The organism is Streptomyces sp. NPDC031111 (assembly GCF_055570675.1).
The window spans coordinates 135,414-161,900 of sequence record NZ_JBVIGS010000014.1; the positions used below are offsets into that span (position 1 = coordinate 135,414).

25 protein-coding genes are annotated in these 26,487 nt (G+C 73.2%); 11 read left to right on the plus strand and 14 right to left on the minus strand.

The features are described from left to right. Positions 1-30: 30 nt before the first annotated feature. The 3 genes from ACZ470_RS27060 to ACZ470_RS27070 form a co-directional block, all read right to left on the minus strand. Positions 31-1,056, minus strand: coding sequence for a 6-phosphofructokinase (locus ACZ470_RS27060; protein ID WP_468431285.1), 1,026 nt, complete (start codon positions 1,054-1,056; stop codon positions 31-33). Positions 1,057-1,268: 212 nt separating this feature from the next. Then, positions 1,269-1,997, minus strand: a complete 729-nt coding sequence (locus tag ACZ470_RS27065) for a type 1 glutamine amidotransferase (protein ID WP_468431287.1) — start codon at positions 1,995-1,997, stop codon at positions 1,269-1,271. A 24-nt stretch (positions 1,998-2,021) separates the two neighbouring features. Further along, positions 2,022-3,260, minus strand: coding sequence for a MurT ligase domain-containing protein (locus tag ACZ470_RS27070; RefSeq protein ID WP_468431288.1), 1,239 nt, complete (start codon positions 3,258-3,260; stop codon positions 2,022-2,024). A gap of 146 nt (positions 3,261-3,406) precedes the next feature. Between ACZ470_RS27070 and def the strand changes: the two genes are divergently transcribed. After that, complete coding sequence (def, locus tag ACZ470_RS27075; RefSeq protein WP_468431289.1) at positions 3,407-3,952, plus strand: peptide deformylase; 546 nt, start codon at positions 3,407-3,409, stop codon at positions 3,950-3,952. 3 nt (positions 3,953-3,955) lie between these two features. On the opposite strand, the gene ACZ470_RS27080 is transcribed toward def, so the two are convergent. Then, positions 3,956-4,597: a TetR/AcrR family transcriptional regulator gene (locus tag ACZ470_RS27080; protein WP_468431290.1), complete on the minus strand. Its 642-nt coding sequence runs from the start codon at positions 4,595-4,597 to the stop codon at positions 3,956-3,958. A 173-nt stretch (positions 4,598-4,770) separates the two neighbouring features. Here ACZ470_RS27080 and ACZ470_RS27085 point away from each other — a divergent pair, with 173 nt between their 5' ends. Both ACZ470_RS27085 and ACZ470_RS27090 read left to right on the plus strand, forming a co-directional pair. Continuing rightward, positions 4,771-5,997: an acyl-CoA dehydrogenase family protein gene (locus ACZ470_RS27085; protein ID WP_468431292.1), complete on the plus strand. Its 1,227-nt coding sequence runs from the start codon at positions 4,771-4,773 to the stop codon at positions 5,995-5,997. Positions 5,998-6,101: 104 nt separating this feature from the next. Beyond that, entirely contained in the window at positions 6,102-6,758 is a 657-nt protein-coding gene (locus ACZ470_RS27090; RefSeq protein ID WP_468431446.1) for a thiaminase II/PqqC family protein, read from the plus strand. Positions 6,759-6,766: 8 nt separating this feature from the next. On the opposite strand, the gene ACZ470_RS27095 is transcribed toward ACZ470_RS27090, so the two are convergent. The 5 genes from ACZ470_RS27095 to ACZ470_RS27115 all read right to left on the minus strand — a co-directional run bounded on the left by ACZ470_RS27095 (position 6,767) and on the right by ACZ470_RS27115 (position 11,628). Next, on the minus strand, positions 6,767-7,000 hold the full coding sequence (locus ACZ470_RS27095; protein ID WP_121545048.1) for a DUF6213 family protein: 234 nt from the start codon (positions 6,998-7,000) through the stop codon (positions 6,767-6,769). A 25-nt stretch (positions 7,001-7,025) separates the two neighbouring features. Continuing rightward, positions 7,026-8,411 (minus strand): NADP-dependent succinic semialdehyde dehydrogenase, encoded by a 1,386-nt coding sequence (locus tag ACZ470_RS27100; RefSeq protein ID WP_468431295.1) that lies wholly within the window; start codon positions 8,409-8,411, stop codon positions 7,026-7,028. A gap of 75 nt (positions 8,412-8,486) precedes the next feature. After that, positions 8,487-8,951 (minus strand): NUDIX hydrolase, encoded by a 465-nt coding sequence (locus ACZ470_RS27105; protein ID WP_468431297.1) that lies wholly within the window; start codon positions 8,949-8,951, stop codon positions 8,487-8,489. Further along, positions 8,948-10,486, minus strand: a complete 1,539-nt coding sequence (locus ACZ470_RS27110) for an ATP-dependent DNA ligase (RefSeq protein ID WP_468431299.1) — start codon at positions 10,484-10,486, stop codon at positions 8,948-8,950. Before ACZ470_RS27110 ends, ACZ470_RS27105 begins: the two co-directional genes overlap by 4 nt. A gap of 194 nt (positions 10,487-10,680) precedes the next feature. After that, positions 10,681-11,628: an NAD(P)/FAD-dependent oxidoreductase gene (locus tag ACZ470_RS27115; protein ID WP_468431301.1), complete on the minus strand. Its 948-nt coding sequence runs from the start codon at positions 11,626-11,628 to the stop codon at positions 10,681-10,683. A gap of 77 nt (positions 11,629-11,705) precedes the next feature. Here ACZ470_RS27115 and ACZ470_RS27120 point away from each other — a divergent pair, with 77 nt between their 5' ends. The 6 genes from ACZ470_RS27120 to ACZ470_RS27145 all read left to right on the plus strand — a co-directional run bounded on the left by ACZ470_RS27120 (position 11,706) and on the right by ACZ470_RS27145 (position 17,001). Then, complete coding sequence (locus ACZ470_RS27120; protein WP_468431303.1) at positions 11,706-12,278, plus strand: helix-turn-helix domain-containing protein; 573 nt, start codon at positions 11,706-11,708, stop codon at positions 12,276-12,278. A gap of 95 nt (positions 12,279-12,373) precedes the next feature. Continuing rightward, the gene (locus ACZ470_RS27125) at positions 12,374-13,351 is read left to right on the plus strand and encodes an NADPH:quinone oxidoreductase family protein (protein WP_468431305.1); all 978 of its coding nucleotides are present in this window, start codon (positions 12,374-12,376) and stop codon (positions 13,349-13,351) included. Next, a complete protein-coding gene (locus ACZ470_RS27130) occupies positions 13,348-14,529 on the plus strand; it encodes an acyl-CoA dehydrogenase family protein (RefSeq protein WP_468431307.1) in 1,182 nt (393 codons plus the stop codon). Before ACZ470_RS27125 ends, ACZ470_RS27130 begins: the two co-directional genes overlap by 4 nt. Next, a complete protein-coding gene (locus ACZ470_RS27135; RefSeq protein WP_468431308.1) occupies positions 14,526-15,620 on the plus strand; it encodes an acyl-CoA dehydrogenase family protein in 1,095 nt (364 codons plus the stop codon). The genes ACZ470_RS27130 and ACZ470_RS27135 overlap by 4 nt, the downstream gene beginning before the upstream one ends. Before the next feature lie 220 nt (positions 15,621-15,840). Continuing rightward, positions 15,841-16,704: a phosphatidylinositol-specific phospholipase C/glycerophosphodiester phosphodiesterase family protein gene (locus tag ACZ470_RS27140; protein ID WP_468431310.1), complete on the plus strand. Its 864-nt coding sequence runs from the start codon at positions 15,841-15,843 to the stop codon at positions 16,702-16,704. Positions 16,705-16,806: 102 nt separating this feature from the next. Beyond that, entirely contained in the window at positions 16,807-17,001 is a 195-nt protein-coding gene (locus ACZ470_RS27145) for a hypothetical protein (protein WP_073934709.1), read from the plus strand. Between the two features lie 21 nt (positions 17,002-17,022). Here ACZ470_RS27145 and ACZ470_RS27150 read toward each other — a convergent pair whose 3' ends face one another. From ACZ470_RS27150 to xylB, 3 genes are all read right to left on the minus strand, one after another. Beyond that, on the minus strand, positions 17,023-17,418 hold the full coding sequence (locus ACZ470_RS27150; protein ID WP_468431312.1) for a luciferase domain-containing protein: 396 nt from the start codon (positions 17,416-17,418) through the stop codon (positions 17,023-17,025). 84 nt (positions 17,419-17,502) lie between these two features. Then, positions 17,503-18,711, minus strand: a complete 1,209-nt coding sequence (locus ACZ470_RS27155) for an ROK family protein (protein WP_468431314.1) — start codon at positions 18,709-18,711, stop codon at positions 17,503-17,505. A gap of 84 nt (positions 18,712-18,795) precedes the next feature. Next, the gene (gene xylB, locus ACZ470_RS27160; RefSeq protein WP_468431315.1) at positions 18,796-20,241 is read right to left on the minus strand and encodes a xylulokinase; all 1,446 of its coding nucleotides are present in this window, start codon (positions 20,239-20,241) and stop codon (positions 18,796-18,798) included. A gap of 114 nt (positions 20,242-20,355) precedes the next feature. Between xylB and xylA the strand changes: the two genes are divergently transcribed. Both xylA and ACZ470_RS27170 read left to right on the plus strand, forming a co-directional pair. Continuing rightward, positions 20,356-21,522: a xylose isomerase gene (gene xylA, locus ACZ470_RS27165; RefSeq protein WP_468431317.1), complete on the plus strand. Its 1,167-nt coding sequence runs from the start codon at positions 20,356-20,358 to the stop codon at positions 21,520-21,522. A 181-nt stretch (positions 21,523-21,703) separates the two neighbouring features. Continuing rightward, positions 21,704-22,102, plus strand: a complete 399-nt coding sequence (locus ACZ470_RS27170; RefSeq protein ID WP_468431319.1) for a hypothetical protein — start codon at positions 21,704-21,706, stop codon at positions 22,100-22,102. 121 nt (positions 22,103-22,223) lie between these two features. Here the strand turns inward: ACZ470_RS27170 and ACZ470_RS27175 are convergent, their stop codons facing one another. Together ACZ470_RS27175 and ACZ470_RS27180 are read right to left on the minus strand one after the other, a co-directional pair. Next, entirely contained in the window at positions 22,224-23,513 is a 1,290-nt protein-coding gene (locus ACZ470_RS27175; protein WP_468431320.1) for an SWIM zinc finger family protein, read from the minus strand. Beyond that, positions 23,510-26,383, minus strand: a complete 2,874-nt coding sequence (locus ACZ470_RS27180) for a DEAD/DEAH box helicase (protein WP_468431322.1) — start codon at positions 26,381-26,383, stop codon at positions 23,510-23,512. Before ACZ470_RS27180 ends, ACZ470_RS27175 begins: the two co-directional genes overlap by 4 nt. Positions 26,384-26,487 lie beyond the last annotated feature (104 nt).

Consider the following 26,487-nt stretch of genomic DNA (forward strand, 5'->3'; position numbering starts at 1 on the left):
ATGGACCGAGCTCTTAGCGGCGCCGCGAGTTCACAAGACGCACTCCGCCTCGTCATACCGTGCCTCCGGCACAGTCTTCAGCGTCTCGACCGCCTCCGCGAGCGACACCATCACGATGTCCGTACCCCGCAGCGCGGTCATCCGCCCGAACTCCCCCCGGTGCACGGCCTCCACCGCGTGCCACCCGAACCGCGTGGCCAGCACCCGGTCGTACGCCGTGGGCGTCCCGCCCCGCTGCACGTGCCCGAGGATCACCGGCCGCGCCTCCTTGCCGAGCCGCGACTCCAGTTCCACGGAGAGCTGCCGGGCGATCCCGGCGAACCGCTCATGGCCGTACACGTCCTTGCCGCCCTCGTCGAAGTCCATGGTGCCGGCCTTCGGCTTGGCCCCCTCCGCGGCGACGACGATCGCGAACCGCTTGCCGGCCGAGAACCGCTCGCCGACCTTCGCGGTCAGCTCGTCGATGTCGAAGGGCCGTTCGGGCACGACGACCGCGTGCGCGCCTGCCGCCATGCCGGAGTGCAGCGCGATCCAGCCGGTGTGCCGGCCCATGACCTCCACGATCAGCACCCGCTGGTGCGACTCGGCGGTGGTCTTCAGCCGGTCCAGTGCCTCCGTCGCCACGCCGACGGCCGTGTCGAAGCCGAAGGTGACGTCGGTGACAGCGATGTCGTTGTCGATGGTCTTCGGCACACCGACTATCGGCAGGCCGTTGTCCGACAGCAGCCGGGCCGCCTTGAGCGTGCCCTCACCGCCGATCGGGATGATCGCGTCGAGGCCGAGTTCCTGGACGTGCCCCTTGGCCCGCTCCACACCGTCCCGCAGATGCTCCGGGCGCACCCGGGAGGAGCCGAGGATCGTGCCGCCGCGGGCGAGGATGCCGCTCACCGCGTCGAGGTCGAGCTTGAGGTAGTCGCATTCCAGGAGGCCCTTCCAGCCGTCCCGGAAACCGATGACCTCGTCGCCGTGGTCGACGACGGCACGGTGCACGACGGACCGGATGACGGCGTTCAGGCCGGGGCAGTCGCCGCCGGACGTGAGGACACCAATGCGCATAGCCCGAAACAACCTTCTCGATGTGGGCCGGGACCGGACCGCGCTGTCCGGCTCGATCTCCGCCACCCTAGCGGCTCCGGGGGGCGGGGCCGCACCTCGCGTCCGCCTGCTGGACGACCCCGCTCACCTGTGCGGACCAGCCGTCAGACGGGCCGGTTACGCCCGTCCGACGCCCAGGTGTCCGCGGGTCCGCGGACACCGGCCCGCGTGGTTCACGCGGGCTGCTGGGCCGCCGCGATGCGTTCGTTGCGCAGCGCCTCGTACCAGCGGTCGTCGGTGGGCGGCAGCGCGTTGACGTCGAGCGCCAGCTTCAGCAGCAGGTCCGCGATCTGCGGGTTGCGGGCGAGCACGGGACCGTGCATGTACGTGCCGAAGACGGTGTCGTTGAACGCGCCCTCCGTGCCGTCCCCGGTGCCGTTGCCGTTGCCGAAGCGCACCTGGGCGAGCGGGCGGGCGGTGGGGCCCAGGTGGGTGACGCCCTGGTGGTTCTCGAACCCGGTCAGCGGGGGCAGCCCCAGCTGCGGGTGGATGTCCGCCAGCACGTCACCGACGCACCGGGCGCCCTCACCACGCACCGAGACCACGTCGAGCAGTCCAAGGCCGGGCTCGCGCTGGCCGAGGTCGTTGATGAACTCGTGGCCGAGGATCTGGTAGCCGGCGCAGACCGAGAAGACGATCGCGCCGTTCTCCACCGCCCGGTGCAGACCGCCGTCGCGGCGCAGCCGCTCGGCGGCCAGCCGCTGCGGACGGTCCTCACCGCCGCCGATCAGGTAGATGTCGCCGGAGGTCGGGATCGGCTGGTCGCTGCGCACGTCGAGCCGTGCCACGTCCAGGCCGCGCTGTCGCGCCCGGCGCTCCACGACGAGGACGTTGCCCTGGTCGCCGTACGTGCTGAGCAGGTCCGGGTAGATCCAGACGACCCGCAGCTGGTTGTCGCTCACTTCAAGTCCCCAGAGGTGTCGTGGTCAGTTGCCGACGCGGCGGCGCAGGTCCTGGAACGCGGTGTAGTTGGCGATGACCTCGATCCGGCCCGGCGGGCACAGCTGCACCGCCTGGTCGAGGTTCTCGCAGACCTGGAACTGCTGGTTCGCGACCTCCAGGCGCACCGCGAGGTCCAGCTTCCGGTCGCCGACGACGCAGATCGGGTGACCCGTCAGCCGGGTGTAGTCGACGTCCCACAGCCAGGAGGTGTCGGTGCCGTCCGCGGAGCGCGCGTTGACCGAGAGGATCACCGGGGTCGGCGGCGGGTCGATCAACGAGAACGTCTCCAGCCAGCCCGCGGGGTTCTTGGCGAGCAGCAGGCGCAGGTCACGGCCCTGGAACTGGACGACGTCGTAGCGGCCGGCCACGGCCTGCACCTGGTACATGCGCTCCAGGGCGACCTGCGGCGGTACCCCGAAGACGGCGGCGACGGCCGCGGAGCTGGCGGCGTTGGCCTTGTTGGCGCGGCCCGGCAGCTGGAGGTGGATCGGCCAGGCGGAGCCGTGCGGGTCGAGGACGTGGTCGCCGGAGAGCGCCCAGCTCGGGGTGGGCCGGCGGAAGCCGCACTCGCCGCAGAACCAGTCGTCGCCGGGCCGCTGCATCACACCGCCGCAGGACGGGCAGGACCAGGCGTCGTCCTTCCACATCTGGCCGGCGGCGACCCAGATCACGTTGGGGGAGGAGGACGCCGCCCACACCACCAGCGGGTCGTCGGCGTTGGCGACGACGACGGCCTTGGACCCGGCCAGGCCCTCGCGCCAGTTCTCCGCGAGCATCCTGGTCTCGGCGGCGCGGTCGAGCTGGTCGCGGGAGAGGTTGAGCAGGGCGATGCACTTCGGGTCGGTGTCCCGGGCGACGCCCGCGAGGTACTTCTCGTCGACCTCGATGACGGCGAACTTGGCCTCCGAGCCACCCGCGAGCGCCGAGGTGATACCGGCCGGCATGTTGGCGCCGAGCGCGTTGGAGACCACGGGCCCCGCGGCCCGCAGCGCCTCGGCGATGAGCCGGGTGGTGGTGGTCTTGCCGTTGGTCGCCGAGACCAGGACGCAGTCCAGGTTCTGGGCGAGCCGGGCGAGGAGATCGGGGTCGAGTTTGAGTGCCACCCGGCCGCCGATCACCGAACCGCTGCCGCGCCCGGCGGCGCGGGATGCCGCTGCGACCGCCTTGCCCGCGGTCACGGCCAGCTTGGCCCGCGGCGTGAGCGGGTCCGAGTTGCCTGCCATCAGTTCTCGATCCTCCTTGCGTACGCGCCGCGTCTGTGCCTGACGGCCACGTGGTGGGACCTCAGCCTATCGAGATCCATTCGCACTCCAGAACCGCGGCACCACCGTGAGACGGGCGTTGCTGGAAGGACCGTACTCTGACCGGCATGCGACAAGGCTCCATCCCCGGCGTCCACGGACGTGTGCGGCCCCTCACCCTGCTCGGCGACCCGGTGCTGCACGCACCCTGCCTGGAGGTCACCGACTTCGGCCCGGAACTCGCCCGCCTGGTGGACGACTTGTTCGCCACGATGTACGCGGCGCAGGGCGTGGGCCTGGCCGCCAACCAGGTCGGCGAGCCGCTCAGGGTGTTCGTCTACGACTGCCCGGACGACGAGGACGTCCGGCACCTGGGACATGTGGTGAACCCGCGGCTGGTCGAGACGGACGGGGTGGTGGTGCGCGGCCCCGAGGGCTGTCTGTCCCTGCCGGGCCTGGAGGCGGGGACGGAGCGCCACGACCACGCGGTCGTCGAGGGCTTCACGGTGACCGGCGAACCGGTCACCGTCCACGGCACCGGGTTCTTCGCCCGGTGTTTGCAGCACGAGTGCGACCACCTGGAGGGCCGCGTCTACGCCGACCGTCTGACGGGGTGGCGACACCGCAGGCTCATGCGCCGGGCGGAGCGGGCCCCCTGGCGCCGGCCGGGCTGAGTCTCAGAACCCGGGCCCGCCCACCTTGTCGCCCGCCGCGGCCAGCCGCCCCCACAGCAGATCGGCCAGGCTGCGCACCAATTCCGCCCGGGAGCAGGGCCGTTCGCCGAGCCACCAGTCACCGGCCGCGTGCATCATGCCGACGATGCCGTGCCCCCACACCCGGGCCAGCCGCTGGCCGGCCGGTCCGAGGTCCAGCCGCTCCTCGATCACCTGGGCCAGCTCCTCGCCCATGCGCCGCAGCAGCGGCGCCGAGTGCTTGCCGACGTCGAAGCCCTGGTCGCTCTGCGACCCCTCCGCCGGGTGCATCAGGAACCGGTACACCTGGGGTCGCGCCTCGATCGCCGAGAGGTAGGTGTCGAGGGTCGCCTCCACCCGCTCGCGCCGGTCGGCCGGGGCGTCCAGCGCGGCCCGCAGCGAGTCCAGCAGCGCGTCGGTGTGCCGCTTGGCCAGGGCGGCGTAGAGTCCTCCCTTGTCGCCGAAGTGCCGGTAGAGGATCGGCTTGGTGATGCCGGCCTCGGCGGCGATCGCGTTCATCGACGCCTGCGGGCCGTCGCGCAGCACCACCCGGTCGGCGGCCTCCAGCAGCTCGCGCCGGCGTCGGTCGGCGGACCGCTGCTGATCGGTCCGCTGTGTGGTGTCCATGAGCTCTCCCCACCCGTGCTGATTCGGTGACGCCTGCGCAAACTAACACTGAAGGCGCCGGCGTCATCGAACGGGATGCCGACCCGTCCTGGGGAGTTGACTTTTCCTACCCACCGGTAACAGACTCGGGGTTACCGCAAGTAACATGCACGTGTGTCGCCGCTGGAGGGGTCATGGCCGAGTTCACCATGGAGCTCAACGACGAACAGAAGGAGGTCCGGGACTGGCTGCACGGCTTCGCCGCCGATGTGATCCGCCCCGCGGCCGCCGAATGGGACGAGCGTGAGGAGACTCCCTGGCCGGTCATCCAGGAGGCCGCCAAGGTCGGCATCTACTCCCTCGACTTCTACGCCCAGCAGTACTTCGACGCAAGCGGGCTCGGCATCCCCATGGCCATGGAGGAGCTCTTCTGGGGCGACGCCGGCATCGCCCTGTCGATCGTCGGCACCGGCCTCGCCGCCGTCGGAGTCCTCGCCAACGGCACCGAGGAGCAGATCGGCACCTGGATCCCCCAGATGTACGGCGACGCCAACGACGTCAAGGTGGCCGCGTTCTGCTCCTCCGAGCCCGACGCCGGCTCCGACGTGGCCTCGATGCGCACCCGCGCGGTGTACGACGAGGCCAAGGACGAGTGGGTGATCAACGGCACCAAGACCTGGGCGACCAACGGCGGCATCGCCAACGTCCACGTCGTGGTCGCGGTCGTCGACCCCGACCTCGGCTCCAAGGGCCACGCCTCCTTCATCATCCCGCCGAACACCCCGGGCTGCTCCCAGGGCCAGAAGTTCAAGAAGCACGGCATCCGCGCCTCGCACACCTCCGAGGTCGTTCTGGACAACGTGCGCGTCCCCGGCTCCTGCCTGCTCGGCGGCAAGGAGAAGCTGGACGAGCGCCTCGCCCGTGCCCGGGAGAAGGCGAAGAACGGCGGCGAGCGTGTGAAGAACGCCGCGATGGCCACCTTCGAGGCCTCCCGCCCGGCCGTCGGCGCCATGGCGGTGGGCACCGCCCGCGCGGCGTACGAGGTCGCCCTGGAGTACGCCACCACGCGCGAGCAGTTCGGCCGCCCCATCATCGACAACCAGGGCGTCGCCTTCCAGCTCGCCGACATGCGCACCCAGATCGACGCCGCCCGCCTGCTGGTGTGGCGCGCCTCCTGGATGGCGATCAACGGCAAGCCGTTCACGGCGGCCGAGGGCTCGATGTCCAAGCTGTTCGCCAGCGAGACCGCCAAGAAGGTCACCGCCCAGGCCATACAGATCCTCGGCGGCAACGGCTACACCCGCGAGTACCCGGTGGAGCGCATGCACCGCGACGCCGCGATCTACACCATCTTCGAGGGCACGAGCGAGATCCAGCGCCTGGTGATCGCCCGCACCCTCTCGGGCATGCCCATCCGCTGAGGCCGCCCCACCCGAACGACCCGGCGGTGCGGGCGGCACCGCCGGGTTACCCCTGCCCCGCTCAGGGGGAACGCTGGTGGGTGACCGACGCGACGGAGGACGCGATGACACGCACCGCCAGGGAACTGCTGGAGACGACGACCAGGGAACTCGCCCCGGACTCCCGGTCCAACCCGCTGGTCCCCCTGATCGCCCGCGGAGAGGCGGACCGCGGCGTCCTGGCCACGCTGGCCCTGGAACAGGGCCGGGTGATCCCGGCGGACCGCCGCGCCTTCCTGCATCTGGCGGAGCGGGCCGCCCCGGAGCCGGCCGCGTACTTCACGGCCCTGGCCGAGGGCGAGACCCTGGCCGAGCGGCACCTGCGGACCTTCGCGGCGGCGTGCGGCGTGGACGAGGCGCGCGCGGACGCGTACAGCCCCCTGCCGGGCTGCCAGTCCTACCCCGCGTACGTCGCCTGGCTGGCCCTCAACGCGGACCCGGCCGAAGCGGTCCTGGCCCTGACCGCCAACTTCTCCGCCTGGGGCGGCTACTGCGCCACCATCGCCGTGGCCCTGCGCACCCACTACGGCTTCACCGACGAGCCCTGCGCCTTCTTCGACTTCTTCGCGGAACCGGCCCCGGCTCTGGAGGAAGCAGCCACGAAGGCGGTCCAGACAGCCCTGGACAAGGGAACCCTGAACGAACCCCGCGCACAGCAGTACGCCCACGCGCTCCAGATCTACGAGGCGATGTTCTGGAGGGCGCTGGTGCAACCCACCTGACAGGGGCCCTACGGCGTCCCACTGCTGTGGGCGATACACGCGACGTCGATCCGATCGGCCAGCTTCGCAAGCTCAATGGTCAGCGCAGCGACCGTGTCCTCGTCGAGCCCGTCCTCCCCCGCCTCGACAAGCCGAACCCACCGCCCACCCACGGTACGCAGCAGCTTGCTGACATCGGAAGCGGCCACCTGGAGGGTCCCGCGGTCGTCGACGATCAGAGGCAGAGTCACTTCGCGGTTCACAGTCGGGATCGTAGCCGCGCGGCCGTCACGCACCCTGCCAAACCGTGGTGATGTTGCAGAACTCGCGGATTCCGTGCCCGGACAGCTCACGCCCGTACCCGGATCGCTTGACCCCGCCGAAGGGGAACGCGGGATGGGACGCCGTCATGCCGTTCACATACACACTGCCGGCCTCCAGGTCCCGTACGAACCGGTCGACCTCGGCCTCGTCGCGGGTCCAGACGTTGGAACTGAGGCCGAAGGAGGTGTCGTTGGCGATCAGCACGGCCTCGTCCAGGTCCGCCGCGCGGTACAGGGTGGCGACCGGGCCGAAGGCCTCCTCCCGGTGGATGCGCATCTCCCGGTCGACGCCGGCGAGCACCGTCGGCGGGTAGAACCAGCCGGGCCCCTCGGGACGCTCGCCGCCGCACAGGACGGTGGCGCCCGCGCGGACGGCGTCGTCGACCAGTTCCTCCAGGTCGCCGCGGCCCTTCTCGCTGGAGAGCGGGCCGACGTCCGTCTCCTCGTCCATCGGGTCGCCCATCCTCAGCGCCCTCATACCCGCGGTGAAACGCTCGGCGAAGGCGTCGTAGACGTCCGTGTGCACGATGAACCGCTTGGCGGCGATGCAGGACTGCCCCGTGTTCTGCGTCCGCGCGGTGACCGCGACCTCGGCGGCCCGGTCCAGGTCGGCGGAGGGCATGACCACGTACGGGTCGCTGCCGCCCAGCTCCAGCACCGTCTTCTTGACCATCTCCCCGGCGGTGGAGGCGACCGCGCGGCCGGCGGGCTCGCTCCCGGTGAGGGTGGCGGCCTTCACCCGCTCGTCCCGCAGGAGGTCGTCGACCGCGGCGGAGCCGACGAGCAGGGTCTGGAAGCAGCCCTCCGTGAAGCCCGCGCGGTGGAACAGGTCCTCCAGGTACAGGGCGGTCTGCGGCACGTTCGAGGCGTGCTTGAGCAGGCCCACGTTGCCCGCCATCAGCGCGGGCGCGGCGAACCGCACCACCTGCCACAGCGGGAAGTTCCACGGCATCACGGCGAGCACCGGGCCGAGCGGCCGGTAGCGCACCACGACCCGGGACGCGCCGGAGTCCTTCACGTCGGAGGCGTCGGGTTCCTCGTCGGCCAGGAGCTCCGCCGCGTGATCGGCGTACCAGTGCATCGCCTTGGCACACTTCGCCGCCTCCGCGCGGGCCTGCTTCACCGGCTTGCCCATCTCCGTGGTGATCACCCGGCCGATGGTCTGCTGGTCCTCGTCGAGGATCTCGGCGGCCCGGTGCAGCAGGCGGGCCCGCTCGTCGAAGGTCGTCGTCCGGTACGTCCGGAACGTGGCCTCCGCGAGCTGGAGCCGGCGCTCGAGCTCCTCCTCGTCCATGGGGTGGTACGTCTTGACGGTCTCGCCGTTCGCCGGATTCACCGTGGCGATGTGCATCGCTGACCTCCCTGGGGACCCTGTGCCTTCCGACCTTCCCGCGCGCCGGTGGGCGCCGCAACGCGGGAGGGCTCCTCAGGGCGAGTGCTCCGCCAGGCGGTCGAGAAACGCGGTCTGCGCGCGGATGATCACCTCGCGGGCCCGGTCCAGGGGGAACCACGCCACCCGGTCCAGCTCCGGGAACTCCCGCATCCGCCCCGACTTCGGCGGCCACTCCATCTCGAAGGTGCCGGGGACGACGGCCGCCGGGTCGAGATCGGCCTCCACGGCCCAGACCGTGACCGTCTTGCCGCCCGCCTGGCGGACCTCCCCGAGCGGTACCGCCTCGCCGTCCGGCGGCGGCACGCCCAGCTCCTCCCGGAACTCGCGGCGCGCCGCCTCCCAGGCCGGTTCGGCGGGGTCGTACTCGCCCTTCGGCACGGTCCACGCCCCGCTGTCCTTCCGCGCGAAGAACGGTCCGCCCATATGGCCCAGCAACACCTCCAGGCCCTGACCGGTATGCCGGAACAACAGCAGTCCGGCGCTCCGGGCGCCCTTCACGGCCGTACCTCGGGGTGGGCGGCGAGCAGCGCCTCGACCGTGTCCGCCTCCTCGGGGCGCTTGTCCTCGCGGTAGCGGACCACGCGGGCGAAGCGCAGGGTGACGCCGGCCGGGTAGCGGGTGGAGCGCTGGAGGCCGTCGTAGGCGATCTCCACGACGAGTTCGGGGCGCACCGTCACGACGTGGGAACTCTCGTCCACCGCCAGTTCCCGCAGGCGTTCCGTCTGCCAGGTCAGCATGGCGTCGGTCATGCCCTTGAAGGTCTTGCCGAGCATGGCGAAGCCGCCGTCGGCGGTGCGGGCGCCCAGATGCAGATTGGACAGCTTGCCGGTGCGGCGGCCGTGGCCCCACTCGGCGGCCAGCACCACCAGGTCGAGCGTGTGCACGGGCTTGACCTTCAGCCAGGACGCGCCGCGTCGGCCCGCGCTGTAGGGGGCGTCGACCCCCTTGACCACGACGCCCTCGTGACCGCGCTTCAGCGTCTCGGCGAGGAACTCCTCCGCCGCGCCCAGGTCCTCGGGCCCCGACACGAGCGTCCGCCGCACCCGCATGGGCTCCGGGACCAGCCGGGCCAGCTCCGCGTGCCGCTCGGTGAACGGCAGGTCCAGCAGATCGCGGCCGTCGACGGAGAGCGCGTCGAAGAAGACGGGGGAGACGGGGACCTCCCGGGCGGCCGTGGCCACGTCCACCCGGGAGCCGACCCGTCCGGCGGTCTCCTGGAAGGAGCGGGGGCGGCCGTCCTCGTCGAAGGAGATCACCTCCCCGTCGAGGATGAACCGCTCGCCCCGCAACTCCCGCGCCGCCGCCGTCACTTCCGGCAGCCGGCCGGTGATGTCGTCGAGGGTGCGGGTGTGGACGCGCACGATGTCCCCGTCGCGGTGCACCTGGACCCGGATGCCGTCGAGCTTCTCCTCGACCGCGCACGCCCCCAGCTTCTCGACCGCCTCCGCGACCGAGGAGGCGCTGTGCGCCAGCATCGGCAGCACCGGGCGGCCGACGGTGAGCCGGAACCGCTCCAGTGCCCCGGGGCCGTCCGCGAGCAGCGCCTCCGCCACCGTCTGCAACGAGCCCGCGAGCATCACGGCCCGCCGTACGTCCGCCGACGGCGCCCCCGTCGCCCGCGCCAGCCCTTCCACCGCGACCGCGTCCAGGGCGCCCTGCCGGACCTCGCCGGTGAGCAGCCCGAACAGGAACCGCTGCTCGTCCTCGGTGGACGCGCCCAGCAGCTCGCCGACCAGCCGGGCCCGCTCGGCCTGCGATCCCGCACCCGACACCTTGCCCAGCGTGGTGAGCAGCGCGTCGACCTCGCGCACCGTCAGGGACGGCTCGGCGGCGGGGGCGACCGGACGGCTCAGCACCTTCCAGCCCACGCCGAGCCGTCCCTGCGGCAGCCGGCCCGCCAGATACGGGATGACGATCGGCACGTCGTCGGCCTCCGCCTCCCCGAACAGCTCGGCGAGCAGAGCGATCTTCCGGGACCGCGCCGAGGTGGCGGCGACCTCCTGGGACACACGGGCCAGCCGGGACAGCAACATGCGGCCATGGTGCTACGGGGGCGGGCGCTCCACACCCCGGCCGTGCGGCCGGCCATCCGTCCACCCAGGTGGGCGCGACGGCACCTCGTTGGCGCCGGGCCGCGCAATCCCCCCGCACCAACACCGCTCTACCGGCGCTCGCCGGGTGCCGCTGCGCCCACCCGTGCCGCCCCAGCGGCACGACTGCCCGCAGCTCAGGCGTCGAGGCCGGTCATCAGAAGGTCCCCGACGATCGCGGCCGCCGCGCGGTAGCCGCCGCTCGCCGCGTGCACCACCTGCTCGGCGAAACCGATCGCGTTGCCCGCCGCCCAGACGCCAGGGACCGTGGTAAGACCGGTCGGGTCGACGACCGGGTACGCGCCGAACGGCGTCTCGTTCAGCTCGGCTCCCAGCCGCTCCAGCAGGCCGGTCTGCGGCACCGGGCGCGGCCCGACGAACAGCACGGACCGCGCGTGCGTGGTGCCGTCGGCCAGCCGCACCCCGGTGAGCCGGTCGTCCTCGACCACCAGCTCCGCGACCTCACCGGGCACCACGTCGACCCCGGCGGCGGCCAGCCGGCGCAGATCCTGGTCGGACAGCTCCTCCTCGGCGACCTGGTGCAGGAAGAAGGTCACGTCCTTCGACCACTGGGACACCATCAGCGCCTGGTGCACGCTCGCCGCGCTCGACGCGAGCACGCCGAACGGTTCGTCGCGCACCTCCCAGCCGTGGCAGAACGGGCAGTGCAGCACGTCCCGCCCGAACCGCTCGGCGACCCCGGGGACTGCCGGCAGCTCGTCCTTCAGGCCCGTCGCGACGACCAGCCGTCGCGCGCGCACGGTCCCTCCCGCGTCGAGTACGACGGTGAAGTCCTCGCCCCTGGTGACGTCCGTCACCCGGTCCCGGACGAGCTCCACCCCGTAGCCCGCGATCTCCTCCCGGCCCAGCGCCAGGAACTCGGCCGGCGACATCCCGTCCCGGGTCAGATAGCCCTGCATGTGCGACGAGGGCGCGTTGCGCGGCTCGCCCGCGTCGACGACCAGCGTGCGGTGCCGGGCCCGGCCCAGCACCAGCGCGGCCGACAGCCCCGCCGCCCCGCCCCCGACGACGACCACGTCGTACGTCTCGTTCCCGTGTGTCGCGTTCCCGTGTGTCCCGTTCATCGTGACCACCTCCACGACGACGGTCGCCCAACCGGTGCCGGATTGACAAACAACTTTGCCGAACCTGCAATACCGGTATGACTACGGACGACGTTCTCGCGGATGTGGGCCCCCGGCTGCGGCGGATCAGGAAGGAGCGGGAGGTCACCCTGGCGGCACTGTCCGAGGCGACCGGCATCTCCGTCAGCACCCTCTCCCGCCTGGAGTCCGGACTGCGCAAACCCAGCCTCGAACTGCTGCTGCCGATCGCGCAGGCCCACCAGGTGCCGCTGGACGAACTGGTCGGGGCCCCGCCGGTCGGCGACCCCCGCGTCCGCTCCGAGCCGATCGTCTGGGGCGGGCGCACCCACTGGCCGCTCACCCGCCAGCCCGGCGGGCTCCAGGCGTACAAGGTGCTCGAACCGAAGCGCAGGCTCGAGCCCGAGCCCCGCACCCACGAGGGCTACGAGTGGCTGTACGTGCTGTCCGGCAAGCTGCGGCTGGTGCTCGGCGAGCACGACGTGGTGCTGGTGGCGGGGGAGGCGGCCGAGTTCGACACGCGCGTGCCGCACTGGTTCGGGTCCACGGGCGAGGGGCCCGCGGAATTTCTCAGCCTGTTCGGCCCCCAGGGGGAGCGGATGCATGTGCGGGCGCGGCCGAAGCGGGCGTGACGGACGAGGGTGTTCCCCTGTCGGCAAGCGACCGCTTAGTATGCGGTGGACCCGGTCAGGCGAACACGACGTTCACAGCCCCGTGGAGGCCCCGTATGCAGGCATGGCAAGTGCATGAGCTCGGCGAGCCGGGCGAGGTGATGCGCCTCGCGGACGTGGCGCGGCCGACGCCCGGTGACGGGCAGGTCCTGCTGAAGGTGCGTGCCGCCAACATCAACTTCCCGGACGCGCTGATGTGCCGGGGCCAGTACCAGGTCCGGCCGCCCCTGCCGTTCACCCCGGGCGTGGAGATCTGCGGCGAGACGGAGGACGGGCGCCGCGTGATCGCCAACCCGGCGCTGCCGTACGGCGGTTTCGCCGAGTACGCCGTCGCGGACGCCGCCGCGCTGCTGCCCGCGCCGGACGCGCTGGACGACGCCCAGGCCGCCGCCCTGCACATCGGCTACCAGACCGGCTGGTTCGGGCTGCACCGCCGGGCCGGTCTGGAGGCCGGCGAGACCCTGCTCGTCCACGCTGCCGCGGGAGGGGTCGGCAGCGCGGCCGTGCAGCTCGGCAAGGCGGCGGGCGCCACCGTCGTCGGCGTCGTCGGCGGCGCCGAGAAGGCGGCCGTCGCCCGCGAGCTGGGCTGCGACGTGGTGATCGACCGGCGCGAGCAGGACGTCGTCGCCGCGGTCAAGGAGGCCACCGGCGGCCGGGGCGCCGACGTGGTCTACGACCCGGTCGGCGGCCAGGCCTACGCCCAGTCCGCCAAGGTCGTCGCCTTCGAGGGGCGGATCGTCGTCGTCGGATTCGCCAGCGGTTCCATCCCGAGCCCGGCGCTCAACCACGCCCTGGTGAAGAACTACTCGATCGTCGGCCTGCACTGGGGCCTCTACAACACCAAGAACCCGAAGCTGGTCCAGCACTGCCACGAGCAGCTCACCGACCTCGCCGCGCGGGGCGCGATCAAGCCGCTGGTGAGCGAGCGCGTGCCGCTCGCCGGGGCCGCCGACGCCGTGCAGCGGGTCGCGGACGGCGTCACCACCGGACGCGTCGCCGTGCTGCCCTCGCTGGAGAACGGAGCCGCCGCATGACCGACGCCGCCGAACTGCGCCGCCGTACCCGGGAGTTCCTGGCCGCGCATCCCCCCGCCGACACGGAGCGCCTGGACTTCCTGCGCGCCCGCTTCGACGCCGGACTCGCCTGGGTGCACTTCCCCGAGGGGCTCGGCGGGCTGGGCGCCCCACGCTCCCTCCAGGCCGTCGTGGACGCCGAACTGGAGGCCGCGGGGTCACCCGACAACGACCCGCGCCGCATCGGCATCGGCCTGGGCATGGCCGCGCCGACGATCCTCCAGTACGGCACTGAGGAGCAGAAGCGGCGGTTCCTGAAGCCGCTGTGGACCGGCGAGGAGGTCTGGTGCCAGCTGTTCAGCGAGCCGGGCGCCGGATCGGACCTGGCGGCGCTCGGCACCCGCGCCGTGCGGGAGGGCGAGGACTGGACGGTCAACGGGCAGAAGGTGTGGACGTCCAGCGCCCACCTGGCCCGCTGGGCCATCCTCATCGCCCGTACCGACCCGGACGTGCCCAAGCACCGGGGCATCACCTACTTCGTCTGCGACATGACCGACCCCGGGGTCGAGGTGCGGCCGCTGCGCCAGATCACCGGCGAGGCCGAGTTCAACGAGGTGTTCCTCACCGACGTCCGCATCCCCGACTCCCGACGCCTCGGTGAGGTCGGCGACGGCTGGCGGGTGGCGCAGACCACGCTGAACAACGAGCGCGTGGCCATCGGCGGTATGCGGCTGCCCCGCGAGGGCGGCATGATCGGCCCGGTCTCGAGGACCTGGCGCGAACGCCCCGGACTGCGCACCCACGATCTGCACCAGCGGCTGCTGAAGCTCTGGGTCGAGGCCGAGGCCGCCCGGCTCACCGGTGAACGCCTCCGCCAGCAGCTCGTCGCCGGACAGCCCGGCCCCGAGGGCGCCGGCATGAAGCTGGCCTTCGCCCGCCTCAACCAGGAGATCAGCGGCCTGGAGGTGGAACTCCGCGGCGAGGAGGGCCTGTTGTACGACGACTGGACCATGCGCCGCCCCGAACTGGTCGACTTCACCGGCCGCGACGCCGGCTACCGCTACCTCCGCTCCAAGGGCAACAGCATCGAGGGCGGGACCAGCGAGGTCCTGCTCAACATCGTCGCCGAGCGCGTCCTGGGCCTGCCCGCCGAGCCGCGCACCGACAAGGACGTCGCCTGGAAGGACCTGGCCCGATGACGACGCAGCGCACCCAGCCCGACCTGCTGTACTCGGAAGAGGAGGAGGCGCTGCGCGCCGCCGTCCGGGACCTGCTCACCGACCACTGCGACGCCGCCGGGGTGATCGCCCGCGCCGAGTCGGACGCCCCGCACGACCTGTCCCTGTGGAAGTCGCTCACCGACGGCATGGGCCTGGCCGGCCTGCTGGTGCCCGAGGACAAGGGCGGCCAGGGCGCCACCCACCGCGAAGCCGCCGTCGTACTGGAGGAGTTGGGGCGCGCCGTGGCCCCCGTGCCGTATCTGACGAGCGCGGTCGTCGCGACCGAGGCGCTGCTGGCCTGTGAGGACGGTGGCGACCTGCTCGCGGAGCTGGCGTCCGGGCGGCGGATCGGCGCCCTCGCCGTCGGCCTGCACACCGCTCCCGGCGCCCCGTTCACCACCGTGACGGCGGAGGGGAGCGTGCTGCGCGGCGAACTGACGGGCGTCGCGGACGCCGCCGTCGCCGACGTACTGCTCGTCCCGGCCGACGACGGCGGCCTGTACGCGGTGGAGGCCGACACGGTCACCGTCACTCCTCAGGTCTCCCTCGACCTGACCCGTCCGGTGGCACGCGTGGCCCTGGACGGTGCGGCCGGGCGCAGGCTGGGCGACGCCGACGTCGCCGTACGCCGCGCCCTGCGGGCCGGCGCCGGACTGCTCGCCTCCGAACAGCTCGGGTCCGCCGACTGGGCGCTGACCGAGACCGTCCGCCATCTGAAGGACCGCACGCAGTTCAACCGCCCCGTCGGCGGCTTCCAGGCGCTCAAGCACCGGCTCGCCCAGCTGTGGCTGGAGGTCGTCAACCTCCGCGCCGCCGCCCGCAACGCCGCCGACGCGCTCGCGACCGGCGAGGACGCCGACGTGGCGGCGGCCGTCGCCCAGGCCTACGCCGCGCCCGTCGCGGTCCGGGCCGCCGAGGAGGCACTGCAACTGCACGGCGGCATCGGCATGACCTGGGAACACCCGGTCCACCTCCACCTCAAGCGCGCCAAGGCCGACTCGATCGCCTACGGCACGGCGGGCGCACACCGCGGGGCACTGGCCGAGCTGGTCGACCTGCGAGCGCCCTGACCGGCCGGATCGACGCGAAGAAGCCCGTCCCCCTCGGGGGGCGGGCTTCTTCACGCCCTCCCGGTGCGGAGAAGTGAACGCCCGACGGCGGATCGGCCAACTCCCCGCACGGCCCTGCTCCTTGGACACCCCGGCCCCTCATACTCTCCCCCAGTCTCGAACTCACTCGACCGGGCGGGGCCCCCATTGGTCCCGTACGGCCCTTCCAGGGAGGCAGAGCATGGCCCTCACCACCCGTCGCAGAGCCCTCACCACCCTCGGCGCCACCCTCGCCGGTACCGTCGCCCTCCCCGCGACCCAGGCGCTGGCCGGCGAACGGAAGCACCACCCGCGCCCGTTGTGGCGCGCCCACGCCCACAACGACTACGAGCACCCCCGTCCCCTCCTCGACGCCCTCGACCACCGCTTCGGCAGCGTCGAGGCCGACATCTACCTGGTCGGCGGCCAACTCCTCGTCGCCCACGACCCCGAGGACCTCGACCCGTCCCGCACCCTCGAGTCCCTCTACCTCGACCCGCTCACCGCGCGGGTCCGCGCGAACCACGGCTCGGTGTACCGCGGTCACCGCCGGCCGCTCCAGCTGCTGATCGACATCAAGACCGAGGGCGCGTCCACCTACCTCGAACTCGACCGCCGTCTGCGCCGCTACCGGCACCTGTTCACCACCTACGCGCACGGCCGGGTGCGCCCCGGCGCGGTCACCGCCGTCGTCTCCGGTGACCGCGCGGCCCGCGCGCCCATGGAGGCCCAGCGGGTGCGCAGCGCCTTCTACGACGGCCGGCTCACCGACCTCGGCAGCACCGCGCCGGCCTCCTTCGTCCCGCTGATCAGCGACAACTGGACGCTCAACTTCACCTGGCGGGGCGTCGGCGCCTTCCCCGACGCCGAGCGCCGGAAACTGCGCGACATCGTGGGCACCGCCCACGCGCGCGGGCAGCGGGTGCGGTTCTGGGCCACCCCGGACCTGCCCGGCCCCGCGCGTGACGCGCTCTGGGGGGAACTGGTCGCGGCGGACGTCGACCACCTCAACACCGACGACCTGGCAGGACTCGAATCATTCCTCGACGCCTACCGGGGGGCGTGACACCACACGTTCGGAGGACAGCTCAGCCGCCCGGACGAACCCTCCGCTACGCCACACTTGCGGCCGAACGCCGCGAAACGGATGTGGCGGAGGAGGTTGACGATGGCCATTTCCATCTCTGTGGTGCTGCTGCTCTCGGTCCTGGCGGTGATCTTCCTGCGCAACGGCGGGCTGAAGATCTCCCACGCGCTGGTCTGTCTGCTGCTCGGGTTCTACCTGGCCAGCACGAGCATCGCGCCCACGATCCACAGCGGTCTCACGGCGACCGCCGACATCGTCGGCGGTCTGCGGCCGTGAGGCCACCGGACCGGGCGCCGTTCAGCGTTCGGTCACCGCGTCCCGCGGCAGCACGGTGACGCGGTGGAAGTTGCACCCGGCGGGCGCCGGGAGCGGGGACGGGGACCTGTGCTGGTGCGCCTTCAGGGCGACGCTCACCAGACTCAGCAGCAGGTCCACGTCGGTGGCGCAGTCCAGATGCACCGTCACCCAACTGGAGCCCGGGACCAGTTGTATGGCACTCGACCCGCCCAGGTCGTAGTGGAACCGCTGGATGGCGCGCCGGGTGAGGTGGAGGTCCACGTCCCGCGCGGAGTGGAAGTGGACGATCTCGTCACGGGCGGTACGGAGCGCCTGCCCCGTGCCGCAACCTGCCGTACAGGCCGTGAGATCGGACCATGTGAGCAGTCGCTCCATGGCACGCTGCGCCGGTGTCATACCCTCATCGTCGCCTGCTCACCGCCCGGCAACCAGTAGTTGGGCGATTCGTAATCGACCGGTGAGGTGGCGGGGCCGGCCGGCTCAGGCCCGCTCGGCCACCTGCGCCGGGTCGTCCAGCACTCCCCGGACCACCGAGTGCGCCGCGCCGAGCAGCGGGCCCTCGGGGCCCAGCGGGGAGACGGAGACGGGGCAGGCCGGTCCCGCCGTGCGGCGCGCCAGTTCCGACCGCAGTGAGGGCAGCAGCCAGGGCGCGAGCCCGGACAGCGCTCCGCCCAGCACCACGCTCTCGGGGTCCAGCAGATTGACCGCCCCGGTCAGCGCGATCCCGAGCGCCGTTCCCGCGTCCTCCAGGGCACGCCGCACGTCCTTGTCGCCCTGCTCGGCGCGCCCGGCGAGAAGTCCGACGCGGTCCTCGCCGGGCTCCAGTCCGGCCGCGCGCAGCACCGCCTCCTCGCCGGCGTACTGCTCCAGACAGCCGCGTCCGCCGCAGGCGCACTCCGGTCCGTCGGGCCGCACGGGCACGTGGCCCAACTCTCCCGCGAAGCCGCGGTTGCCGTGCAGCAGCCGCCCGTCCACGACGACCGCGGCACCGATACCGATCTCGGCCGACACATGGAGGAAGTCGCGCGGGGTGTCCTCGCCGAGCCACAGTTCGGCGAGGGCACCGAAGTTGGCCTCGTTGGCCACGGTGAGCGGCAGCCCCGCGGGCAGCAGCTCGCCGAGGTCCGTGCTCTGCCAGCCGAGGTTCGGGGCGCGGACGACGGTACGCGCGTCACGCGCCACCAGACCGGGTACGGCCACGGCGAGCCCCGCCGGCCACAGGCCCTCGCGCTCCGCCTCGGCGACGACCCGCCCTATCAGCCCGGTCAGTTCCCCGAGCACCGGCTCGGGGGAGCGGTCCCGGTTCGGGACGTGCCGCACCGCCCGCGCCCGGACCCGCCCGCGCAGGTCGACCGCGCAGACCGCGAGATGGTCCACGCCGACCTCGGCGCCGATCCCCGCGGGGCCGTGCCCGCTGACCGCCAGCGCCGAGCCGGGACGGCCCACGCGCCCCGGCCGCTCGGGCCCCAGTTCCTCCAGCAGACCCGAGCGGATGAGCTCGTCGACCAGCGTGGACACCGCCGCGCGGGTCAGGCCGATGCGTGAGGCGACGGCGGCCCGGGACAGCGGCCCCTCGGCGCTGACGGTGTGCATCACCCGCGACAGGTTGCGGCGGCGCATGCCCTGCTGGGTGTCGGGCAGCGCGCGCCCCGGACCGGCCGGGCGGGCCTTGTGCGGCGGTGCGCTCATTCCTCCGTCGTTCCTCGGTCTCTGCCGTCGTCGAGTGGTGCTGCCTGGTGGGCGCCGGGGCCCGTGTCGCGGGAGCGGCCGCCGTCAGTCGGTGTCCGTGCCCCGGTCCAGCAGCGGGGCCGCGTCGGAGAGTACCCCGGCCAGTCTGGCCAGCGTCTCCTCGTCCCGCTCCACGGCCTCCAGCACCGGGCCCGCCGCCGTGTTCCAGCGCCGGGCGACCGCGGCCGGGTCCTCCCCGGTGAGCAGCCCCGCCGCCTGGGCCGCCGCGCCGAGCGCGACCAGCTCCTTGGCCTCGGGCACCTGCACGGGCCGCCCCGACAGCCGCCGCACGGTCTGCTGCCAGGCCGTGCCCCGCGCGCCGCCGCCGATCAGCAGCAGGGGCGCCGACGGGTCGGCGTCCTCGTCGAGGACGAGGTCGAGCGCGGCCAGCAGGGAGTACACGGCACCGTCGTAGGCGGCCTGGAGCAGCTGGCCGCCGGTGGTGTCGTGACGCAGCCCGTGCAGCAGACCGGAGGAGTTGGGGAGGTTCGGGGTGCGCTCGCCGTCCAGGAAGGGCAGCAGCGTGACGCCGTGGCCGGGCTCCACGGCCTCGCGGTCCAGGCCCAGCAGGGTGGCGACCCGGTCCACGGCCAGCGTGCAGTTGAGCGTGCAGGCCAGCGGCAGCCAGTCGCCGCGCGCGTCGGCGAAGCCCGCCACCGTGCCGGTCGGGTCGGCCGGCCTGCGCTGCGTCACCGCGTACACGGTGCCCGAGGTGCCCAGGCTCATCACCGGTGTGCCCGGACGCACCCCGAGGCCGAGCGCGGCGGCGGCGTTGTCGCCGGTGCCGCACGCGACCAGGGTGCCCTTGGAGAACGGCAGGTCGTGGCTGTCGCGCACGGTCCCCGCGACTTCACCGGGACGCACCACACGCGGCAGCAGCGCCGGGTCGAGGCCGACGTGCGCGAGGATCTCCTCGTCGTACGCCTCCGTCCCCGAGGCCCACCACCCGGTGCCGGAGGCGTCGCCGCGGTCGGTCGTGCCCTGCCCGGTGAGCCGCTCGGTGAGGTAGTCGTGGGGGAGCCGGACCGCCTTGGTGGCGCGCACCGCGTCCGGCTCGTGCTCCGCCAGCCAGGCCCACTTGGTGACCGTGAAGGAGGCGGCCGGCACGCTTCCGGTGCGCTCGGCCCAGAACTTCGCGCCGCCCAGTTCCTCGATCAGCCGGGCGGCCTGCGGCGCGGAACGCACGTCGTTCCACAGCAGCGCCGGGCGGACCGGCTCACCGTGCTCGTCCAGGCTGACCAGGCCGTGCTGCTGCCCGCCGATCGACACCGCGGCGGCCTCGTGCGCGGCCTCGCCGCACTGCCGCAGCGCCTCGGACAGGGCGTCCCACCACTGGCGCGGATCACTTTCCCGGCCCGCCCCCGAGGTCACCGTGTGCGGTGCCTGGCCGCTCGCGACGACCCTGCCGGTGGCGACGTCGACGACCAGCGCCTTGGTGGACTGCGTGGATGTGTCCACGCCGACGACGAGCGGACCCTCGGCTGCTGACATCGGTCTCTCCCTCTTCCGCGACTCGGCGGGGTGTGTCTCTTCCCAGAAATGTTCCTGCATACTAATTTGTAAACCGCCATGACGAAATAGCCCGAGCGAGCAAGGAGCCGCGGCATGAACTACCAGCCCACCCCCGAGGACAAGTTCACCTTCGGACTGTGGACCGTCGGCTGGCAGGGACGGGACCCCTTCGGTGACGCCACGCGGCGCGCCCTCGACCCGGTCGAGTCGGTGCGGCGCCTGGCCGAGCTGGGCGCCCACGGCGTCACGTTCCACGACGACGACCTCATCCCCTTCGGCTCGAGCGACAGCGAGCGCGAGGAGCACATCAAGCGGTTCCGGCAGGCGCTGGACGACACCGGCATGAAGGTGCCGATGGCGACGACCAACCTGTTCACCCACCCGGTGTTCAAGGACGGCGGCTTCACCGCCAACGACCGCGACGTGCGCCGCTACGCGCTCCGCAAGACCATCCGCAACATCGACCTCGCGGTCGAGCTCGGTGCCGAGACCTATGTGGCCTGGGGCGGTCGTGAGGGCGCCGAGTCCGGTGGCGCCAAGGACGTGCGGGACGCCCTCGACCGCATGAAGGAGGCCTTCGACCTGCTCGGCGAGTACGTCACCTCCCAGGGCTACGACATCCGCTTCGCCATCGAGCCCAAGCCGAACGAGCCGCGCGGCGACATCCTGCTCCCCACCGTCGGCCACGCCCTGGCGTTCATCGAGCGCCTGGAGCGCCCGGAGCTGTACGGCGTGAACCCCGAGGTGGGCCACGAGCAGATGGCCGGCCTCAACTTCCCGCACGGCATCGCGCAGGCCCTGTGGGCGGGCAAGCTGTTCCACATCGACCTCAACGGGCAGAACGGCATCAAGTACGACCAGGACCTCCGCTTCGGCGCGGGCGACCTGCGGGCCGCGTTCTGGCTGGTGGACCTGCTGGAGTCGGCCGGGTACCAGGGCCCGCGGCACTTCGACTTCAAGCCGCCGCGGACCGAGGACTTCGACGGCGTGTGGGCGTCGGCGGCCGGCTGCATGCGCAACTACCTGATCCTCAAGGAGCGCGCGGCCGCGTTCCGCGCCGACCCGGAGGTGCAGGAGGCGCTGCGCGCCGCCCGTCTGGACCAGCTGGCCCAGCCCACGGCGGCCGACGGCCTCCAGGCCCTGCTCGACGACCGCTCCGCCTTCGAGGACTTCGACGTCGATGCGGCGGCGGCCCGGGGCATGGCCTTCGAGCGCCTCGACCAGCTGGCGATGGACCACCTGCTGGCCGCTCGCGGCTGAGACCCGGCCGTGGGGGTGCGGCCGTCCCGATGTGGTCATGGGACGGCCGCACCCCCACGCGCGTGACGGCGTGCGCTCCGCGCGGAGTACGCCGGAATCATGGCGGGCGTGCCCTGAGTCCGTATCAACTTCCGCGCGGCGTCTTCGCGCGGGGCCGGTCCTCGCGGGGACCATGGCGCGTATGGCCATGCCCCCCGTACCGCCTCAGCCGCCGGACGACACACCGCCCCCGGGCGGCGGTTTCGGACCGCCGCCCCACCCGCCGGAGCCGGCCGGCAGGCGCAGGACGGTGCTCATCCTGCTCGCCGCGATCGTGGCCGTGGCGGCCGTGGCCCTCGTCGTGGTGATGGCCACGGGGGACGACGACTCGCCGGACCGGGAGCCGGGCAGCAGCACGGGGACCCACGGCTCGCCCGAGGAGTCACCGGGCCTCCCCTCCGAACTGCCCAGCGGCCTTCCCAGCCGGCTGCCGTCCGGCTTCCCCACGGAGCTGCCGTCCGAGTTCCCGAGCGACCTGCCGACCGACCTGCCCAGCAACCTCCCGAGCGGCCTGGAGTCACTCCTGCCGGAACTGCCCTGACGGCCCGGGGGTGTCCGCGAAGTCGCGTCGTCCGCCCGGAGGGCGGGCCTCGCGGCGACCGGTGCGTGCTCCGGCCAGGCGTCGCCGGGCAGGCGGGACTTCGCGGACACCCCCTGGCGAGTCACTCCCCGGTCGATCCCTCCGCCGTGGCCAGGGCCGTCGCCGGGTCCTGGGAGGAGCCTCCCGCCGGGACCCATCGGCCGTGTTCCTCGCGGTACGGCCACCAGCGGCCCTCGCGCCCCAGACGCAGTTGGACGGGCTCACCGACGACCGTCCACCGGTTGGCCCGGGCCCGAAGCGCCGGGCGCTCGTCGTCGTCCCACGCCGAGTCCAGTGCGGCACGCGCGCGTGCCAGCCGCTCCCCGTCGACCGTCCACTCCTCGTCGAGCACCGCCAGTGCCGCCGTACCGCCGTGCCGCCAGGCACTCACGGCCACCGCCAGCCCCTCCCGGCCGCGCCCCGATCCCTCGGCCAGCCGGTCGGCAACCGCGCGGCCGGGCTCCCCGGCGGCCAGCCGCACCGCGTCCCACGCGACGGTCGCTTCCGGTGCCGGTGCCGGTGCCGACTCAACGGGTTGCCGTTCGTGCCCGTCGCGGAGCGCCTCCGCCAGCAGGCGATGCGCCCGTACGGCGGTCCGGGCGGCCAGGAACTCCAGTGCGGACGGATCGATTCCGGCGGGCGGCGCGGTCTCCGTGTCCAGGGCCGGGGGGACCCCGGGCTCCGCGGGCAGCGCGGGAGCAGCCGGCAGCGAGGGCAGGATGTCGCCGGCCGCGTACGCCTCGGCCGCGTCCACCCCCTCCGCGCCCCCGGCGGGCCGCCCGGCGGACGTCTCCCCCCGCGTCCGGAGCGCCTCCAGCAGGGCGCGTTCACCACGTCCCCGCATCAGCAGCAGGACGAAGGGGTCGTGGTCCAGCAGCCGGGCCACCTGGTAGCACAGCGCCGCCGTGTGACCGCAGTGGTCCCAGGCATCGCAGTCGCACTTCGGCTCCAGATCGCCGAGGCCCGGCAGCAGTTCGACGCCGGCCAGCTCCGCGTCCTCGACCAGATGCGTCGGCATCTCCCGGTCCAGCAGGGCCGCGACATGCCCGGCCCGTTCCACGGTCATGGCCAGGAACCGGTCCCACTGCTCCTCGGACAGCTCCTGCAACAGCACGTCCGCGCGGTGCGCCGTACGGTCCCGGTCCTGTACGACCGCCGTGATGCGCCCCGGCCGTACCGACACCGCGCCGACCGCTCCCGCGCGTGCCAGCCGGCGGCCCGCCTTGAGCTGCCCGGAGTCCAGTGCCGTACCTTCCAGCGCCGTCAGCCAGGCCTGGCCCCACCAGGTCTGCGTGAAACCACGCCCCCGCGCGGGCGGCAGCGCGGCGAAGGTGCGCTCCATGTCGGCCCCGTCGGTGTCGTACCGGTTCATCGCGGTCCCCCTCGCAGCTCGACCAGATCCGCCAGCTCGGCGTCCGTCAGTTCGGTGAGCGCCGCCTCGCCGGAGCCGAGCACCGCGTCGGCCAGCTCACGCTTGCGCACCAGCAGCGCGGCGATACGGTCCTCGATGGTCCCCTCGGCGATGACGCGGTGCACCTGCACCGGCCGGGTCTGGCCGATGCGGTACGCGCGGTCCGTCGCCTGCGCCTCGACGGCGGGGTTCCACCAGCGGTCGTAGTGCACGACGTGCTCCGCGCGGGTGAGGTTCAGCCCCGTGCCCGCCGCCTTCAACGACAGCAGGAAGACCGGAACCTCGCCGTCCTGGAAACGGCGCACCATCGCCTCACGCGCGGCGACCGGTGTGCCGCCGTGCAGGAACTGGGTCGGCACGCCCCGCGCGGCAAGATGCCGTTCCAGCAGCCGCGCCATCTGCACGTACTGCGTGAACACCAGAACGCCGGCCTGTTCGGTGAGGACCGTGTCGAGGAGTTCGTCCAGCAGCTCCAGCTTTCCGGACCTCCCGGCGACCACCGGCCGCTCCTCCTTGAGGTACTGCGCCGGGTGGTTGCAGATCTGCTTCAGACCGGTCAGCAGCTTCACGATCAGCCCGCGCCGCGCCATGCTGTCGGCGCCGGAGATCTCGGCCAGCGCCTCGCGCACCACGGCCTCGTACAGCGCCGTCTGCTCCGGGGTGAGCGACACCGCGTGGTCGGTCTCGGTCTTGGGTGGCAGCTCGGGCGCGATCCCCGGGTCCGACTTGCGGCGGCGCAGCAGGAACGGCCGTACCAGCCGGGCCAGCCGTTCCGCCGCGGCCGGGTCCTGCCCGCCCTCGACGGCGTCCGCGTACCGCCGCCGGAAGGTGCCGAGCCGGCCCAGCAGTCCCGGGGTCGTCCAGTCGAGGATCGCCCACAGCTCCGACAGGTTGTTCTCCACCGGCGTACCGGTGAGCGCCACGCGCGCGCGTGCGCCGATGGTGCGCAGCTGACGGGCCGTCGAGGAGTACGGGTTCTTCACGTGCTGGGCCTCGTCGGTGACGACCATGCCCCAGGGGACGTCGGCCAGCCGGGAGGCGTCCAGCCGCATGGTGCCGTACGTGGTGAGCACGAACTCGCCGTCGGCCAGTCCGTCCAGCGTCCGCCGCGCACCGTGGAAGCGGCGCACCGGCACTCCGGGCGCGAACCGCTCGATCTCCCGCTGCCAGTTGGCCATCAGGGAGGTCGGGCAGACCACGAGGGTGGGGCCGGCCGACTCCGGAGCGGTCTGGCGGTGCAGGTGCAGCGCGATCAGGGTGACGGTCTTGCCGAGCCCCATGTCGTCGGCGAGACAGCAGCCCAGACCCAGGGAGGTGGTCCGGGCCAGCCAGGTCAGGCCGCGCCGCTGGTAGTCCCGCAGGGTGGCGGCGAGGGCGGCTGGCTGTTCGACGGGCTCCTGGGACTCGGGCTCCGCGAGCCGGTCCCGCAGCGCCGCCAGCCAGCCGGTGGGCCGTACCTCGATCCGGCTGCCGTCGACCTCCACGGAGCCGGTCAGGGCCGCACCGAGCGCGTCGACCGGAGTGATCTTGTGGTCCTGGCGCGCACGGGCCCGGGCCGGTTCTTGAGGGTCGATCAGGACCCACTGGTCGCGCAGCCGCACGAGGGGACGGTTCGCCTCCGCGAGCCGGTCCAGCTCCTCGCGCGTGAGCCGTCGGTCGCCCAGGGCGAACCACCAGTCGAAGGCCAGCAGCGCGTCGGCCGACAGGAACGACGGCCCGTCCGCGAAGCCCGCCCTTTCCGGCGCGGCCCCGTCGTCGGCGGGGCCGACCTCCGCGCGGGTGGTGAGTTCGCGGACCAGATCCTTGGGCCAGTGCACGTCGACGCCCGCGCCGGCGAGCGCCCGGGTGCCCTCGCCGAGGAGTTCGGTGACCTCCTCGTCCGCGAGGTCCACCGCGTCCGGCACGGTCGCCGACAGCAGAGGGGCGAGCGGTGCCCAGGCACGCGCCGCGCGGCGCAGCGCGAGCAGGGCGTCCATCCGCGCGGTGGAGCCGAAGGCCGCGCCGGCGGTCCCGGCCCACACCTCGCCCGCGTCCGCGACGAGGGCGGGGTCGCCCACGCCGTGCATCTGGAGGACGGCCCGGAAGGACACGTCCGCGTCGTCGGCGGCGGGGTCCGTCGCGTCCGGCAGCCCGCGCACCTCGATGCGCAGCGACAGCCGTACGCCCGCGTCGTGTCCCGCGGCGATGTCGGCGGCCCAGTCGCGCAGTCCGGGCAGCCGCTGCGGTCGCGGTGCCGCGAAGGCGGCCGTGCCGGTCGCGAGGTGGGCGGCGGGGGTGCGGGGGAGGGAGTCGGCGACCGCGTCGAGGAAGGCACGCAGCAGCCGTTCGGGATCGTGCAGACGCGGCGGGCCGGTGCCGTCCAGCGGTACCGCGTGCGCCTCCGGCGGCATCGCGGCGGCGAGCCGGCGGACCGCCTCGACGTCCTCCGCGTCCAGCGGGCCGACGCGCCAGGCGTCGTGGTCGGCCGGGGAGAGACCGGGCAGCAGCAGTCCGCGCGCCACCAGGTGGAGGGCGTGCACGGCGGCGGCGCCCCAGAACAGGGCGGCCCGGTGCCCCGCACCACCGGCACGCGCGCGCGTGAGCAGCGGAAGCGCGGCGTGCACGGGCAGCACGGTGGCGGGCACCCGTACCACCTCGATCCCTTCGTCGCCGGGAACGGCCACGGTCAGGTCCTCGTCCCACGCCCCGTCCACGGCGAAGGGAGGAGCCGAGCCGTCGGGCCGCCAGAACGCGAACCGACCGGTCCGGGCGGGGTCACCGGGGAGGAATACGACGGCACACCGGGCCGGTTCGGAGTGGGCGGGGGACAGGGCCGGGGAAGGCGTCTGCACAGAGATGACAAGTCCTCAAACTTGACTAGTGAAGCCGGAGTCGCCGAGGGTACAGCATGAGCGGCGTCGCCCGGGTATGCCTCTGCTGTGATCCGGGTCACCAT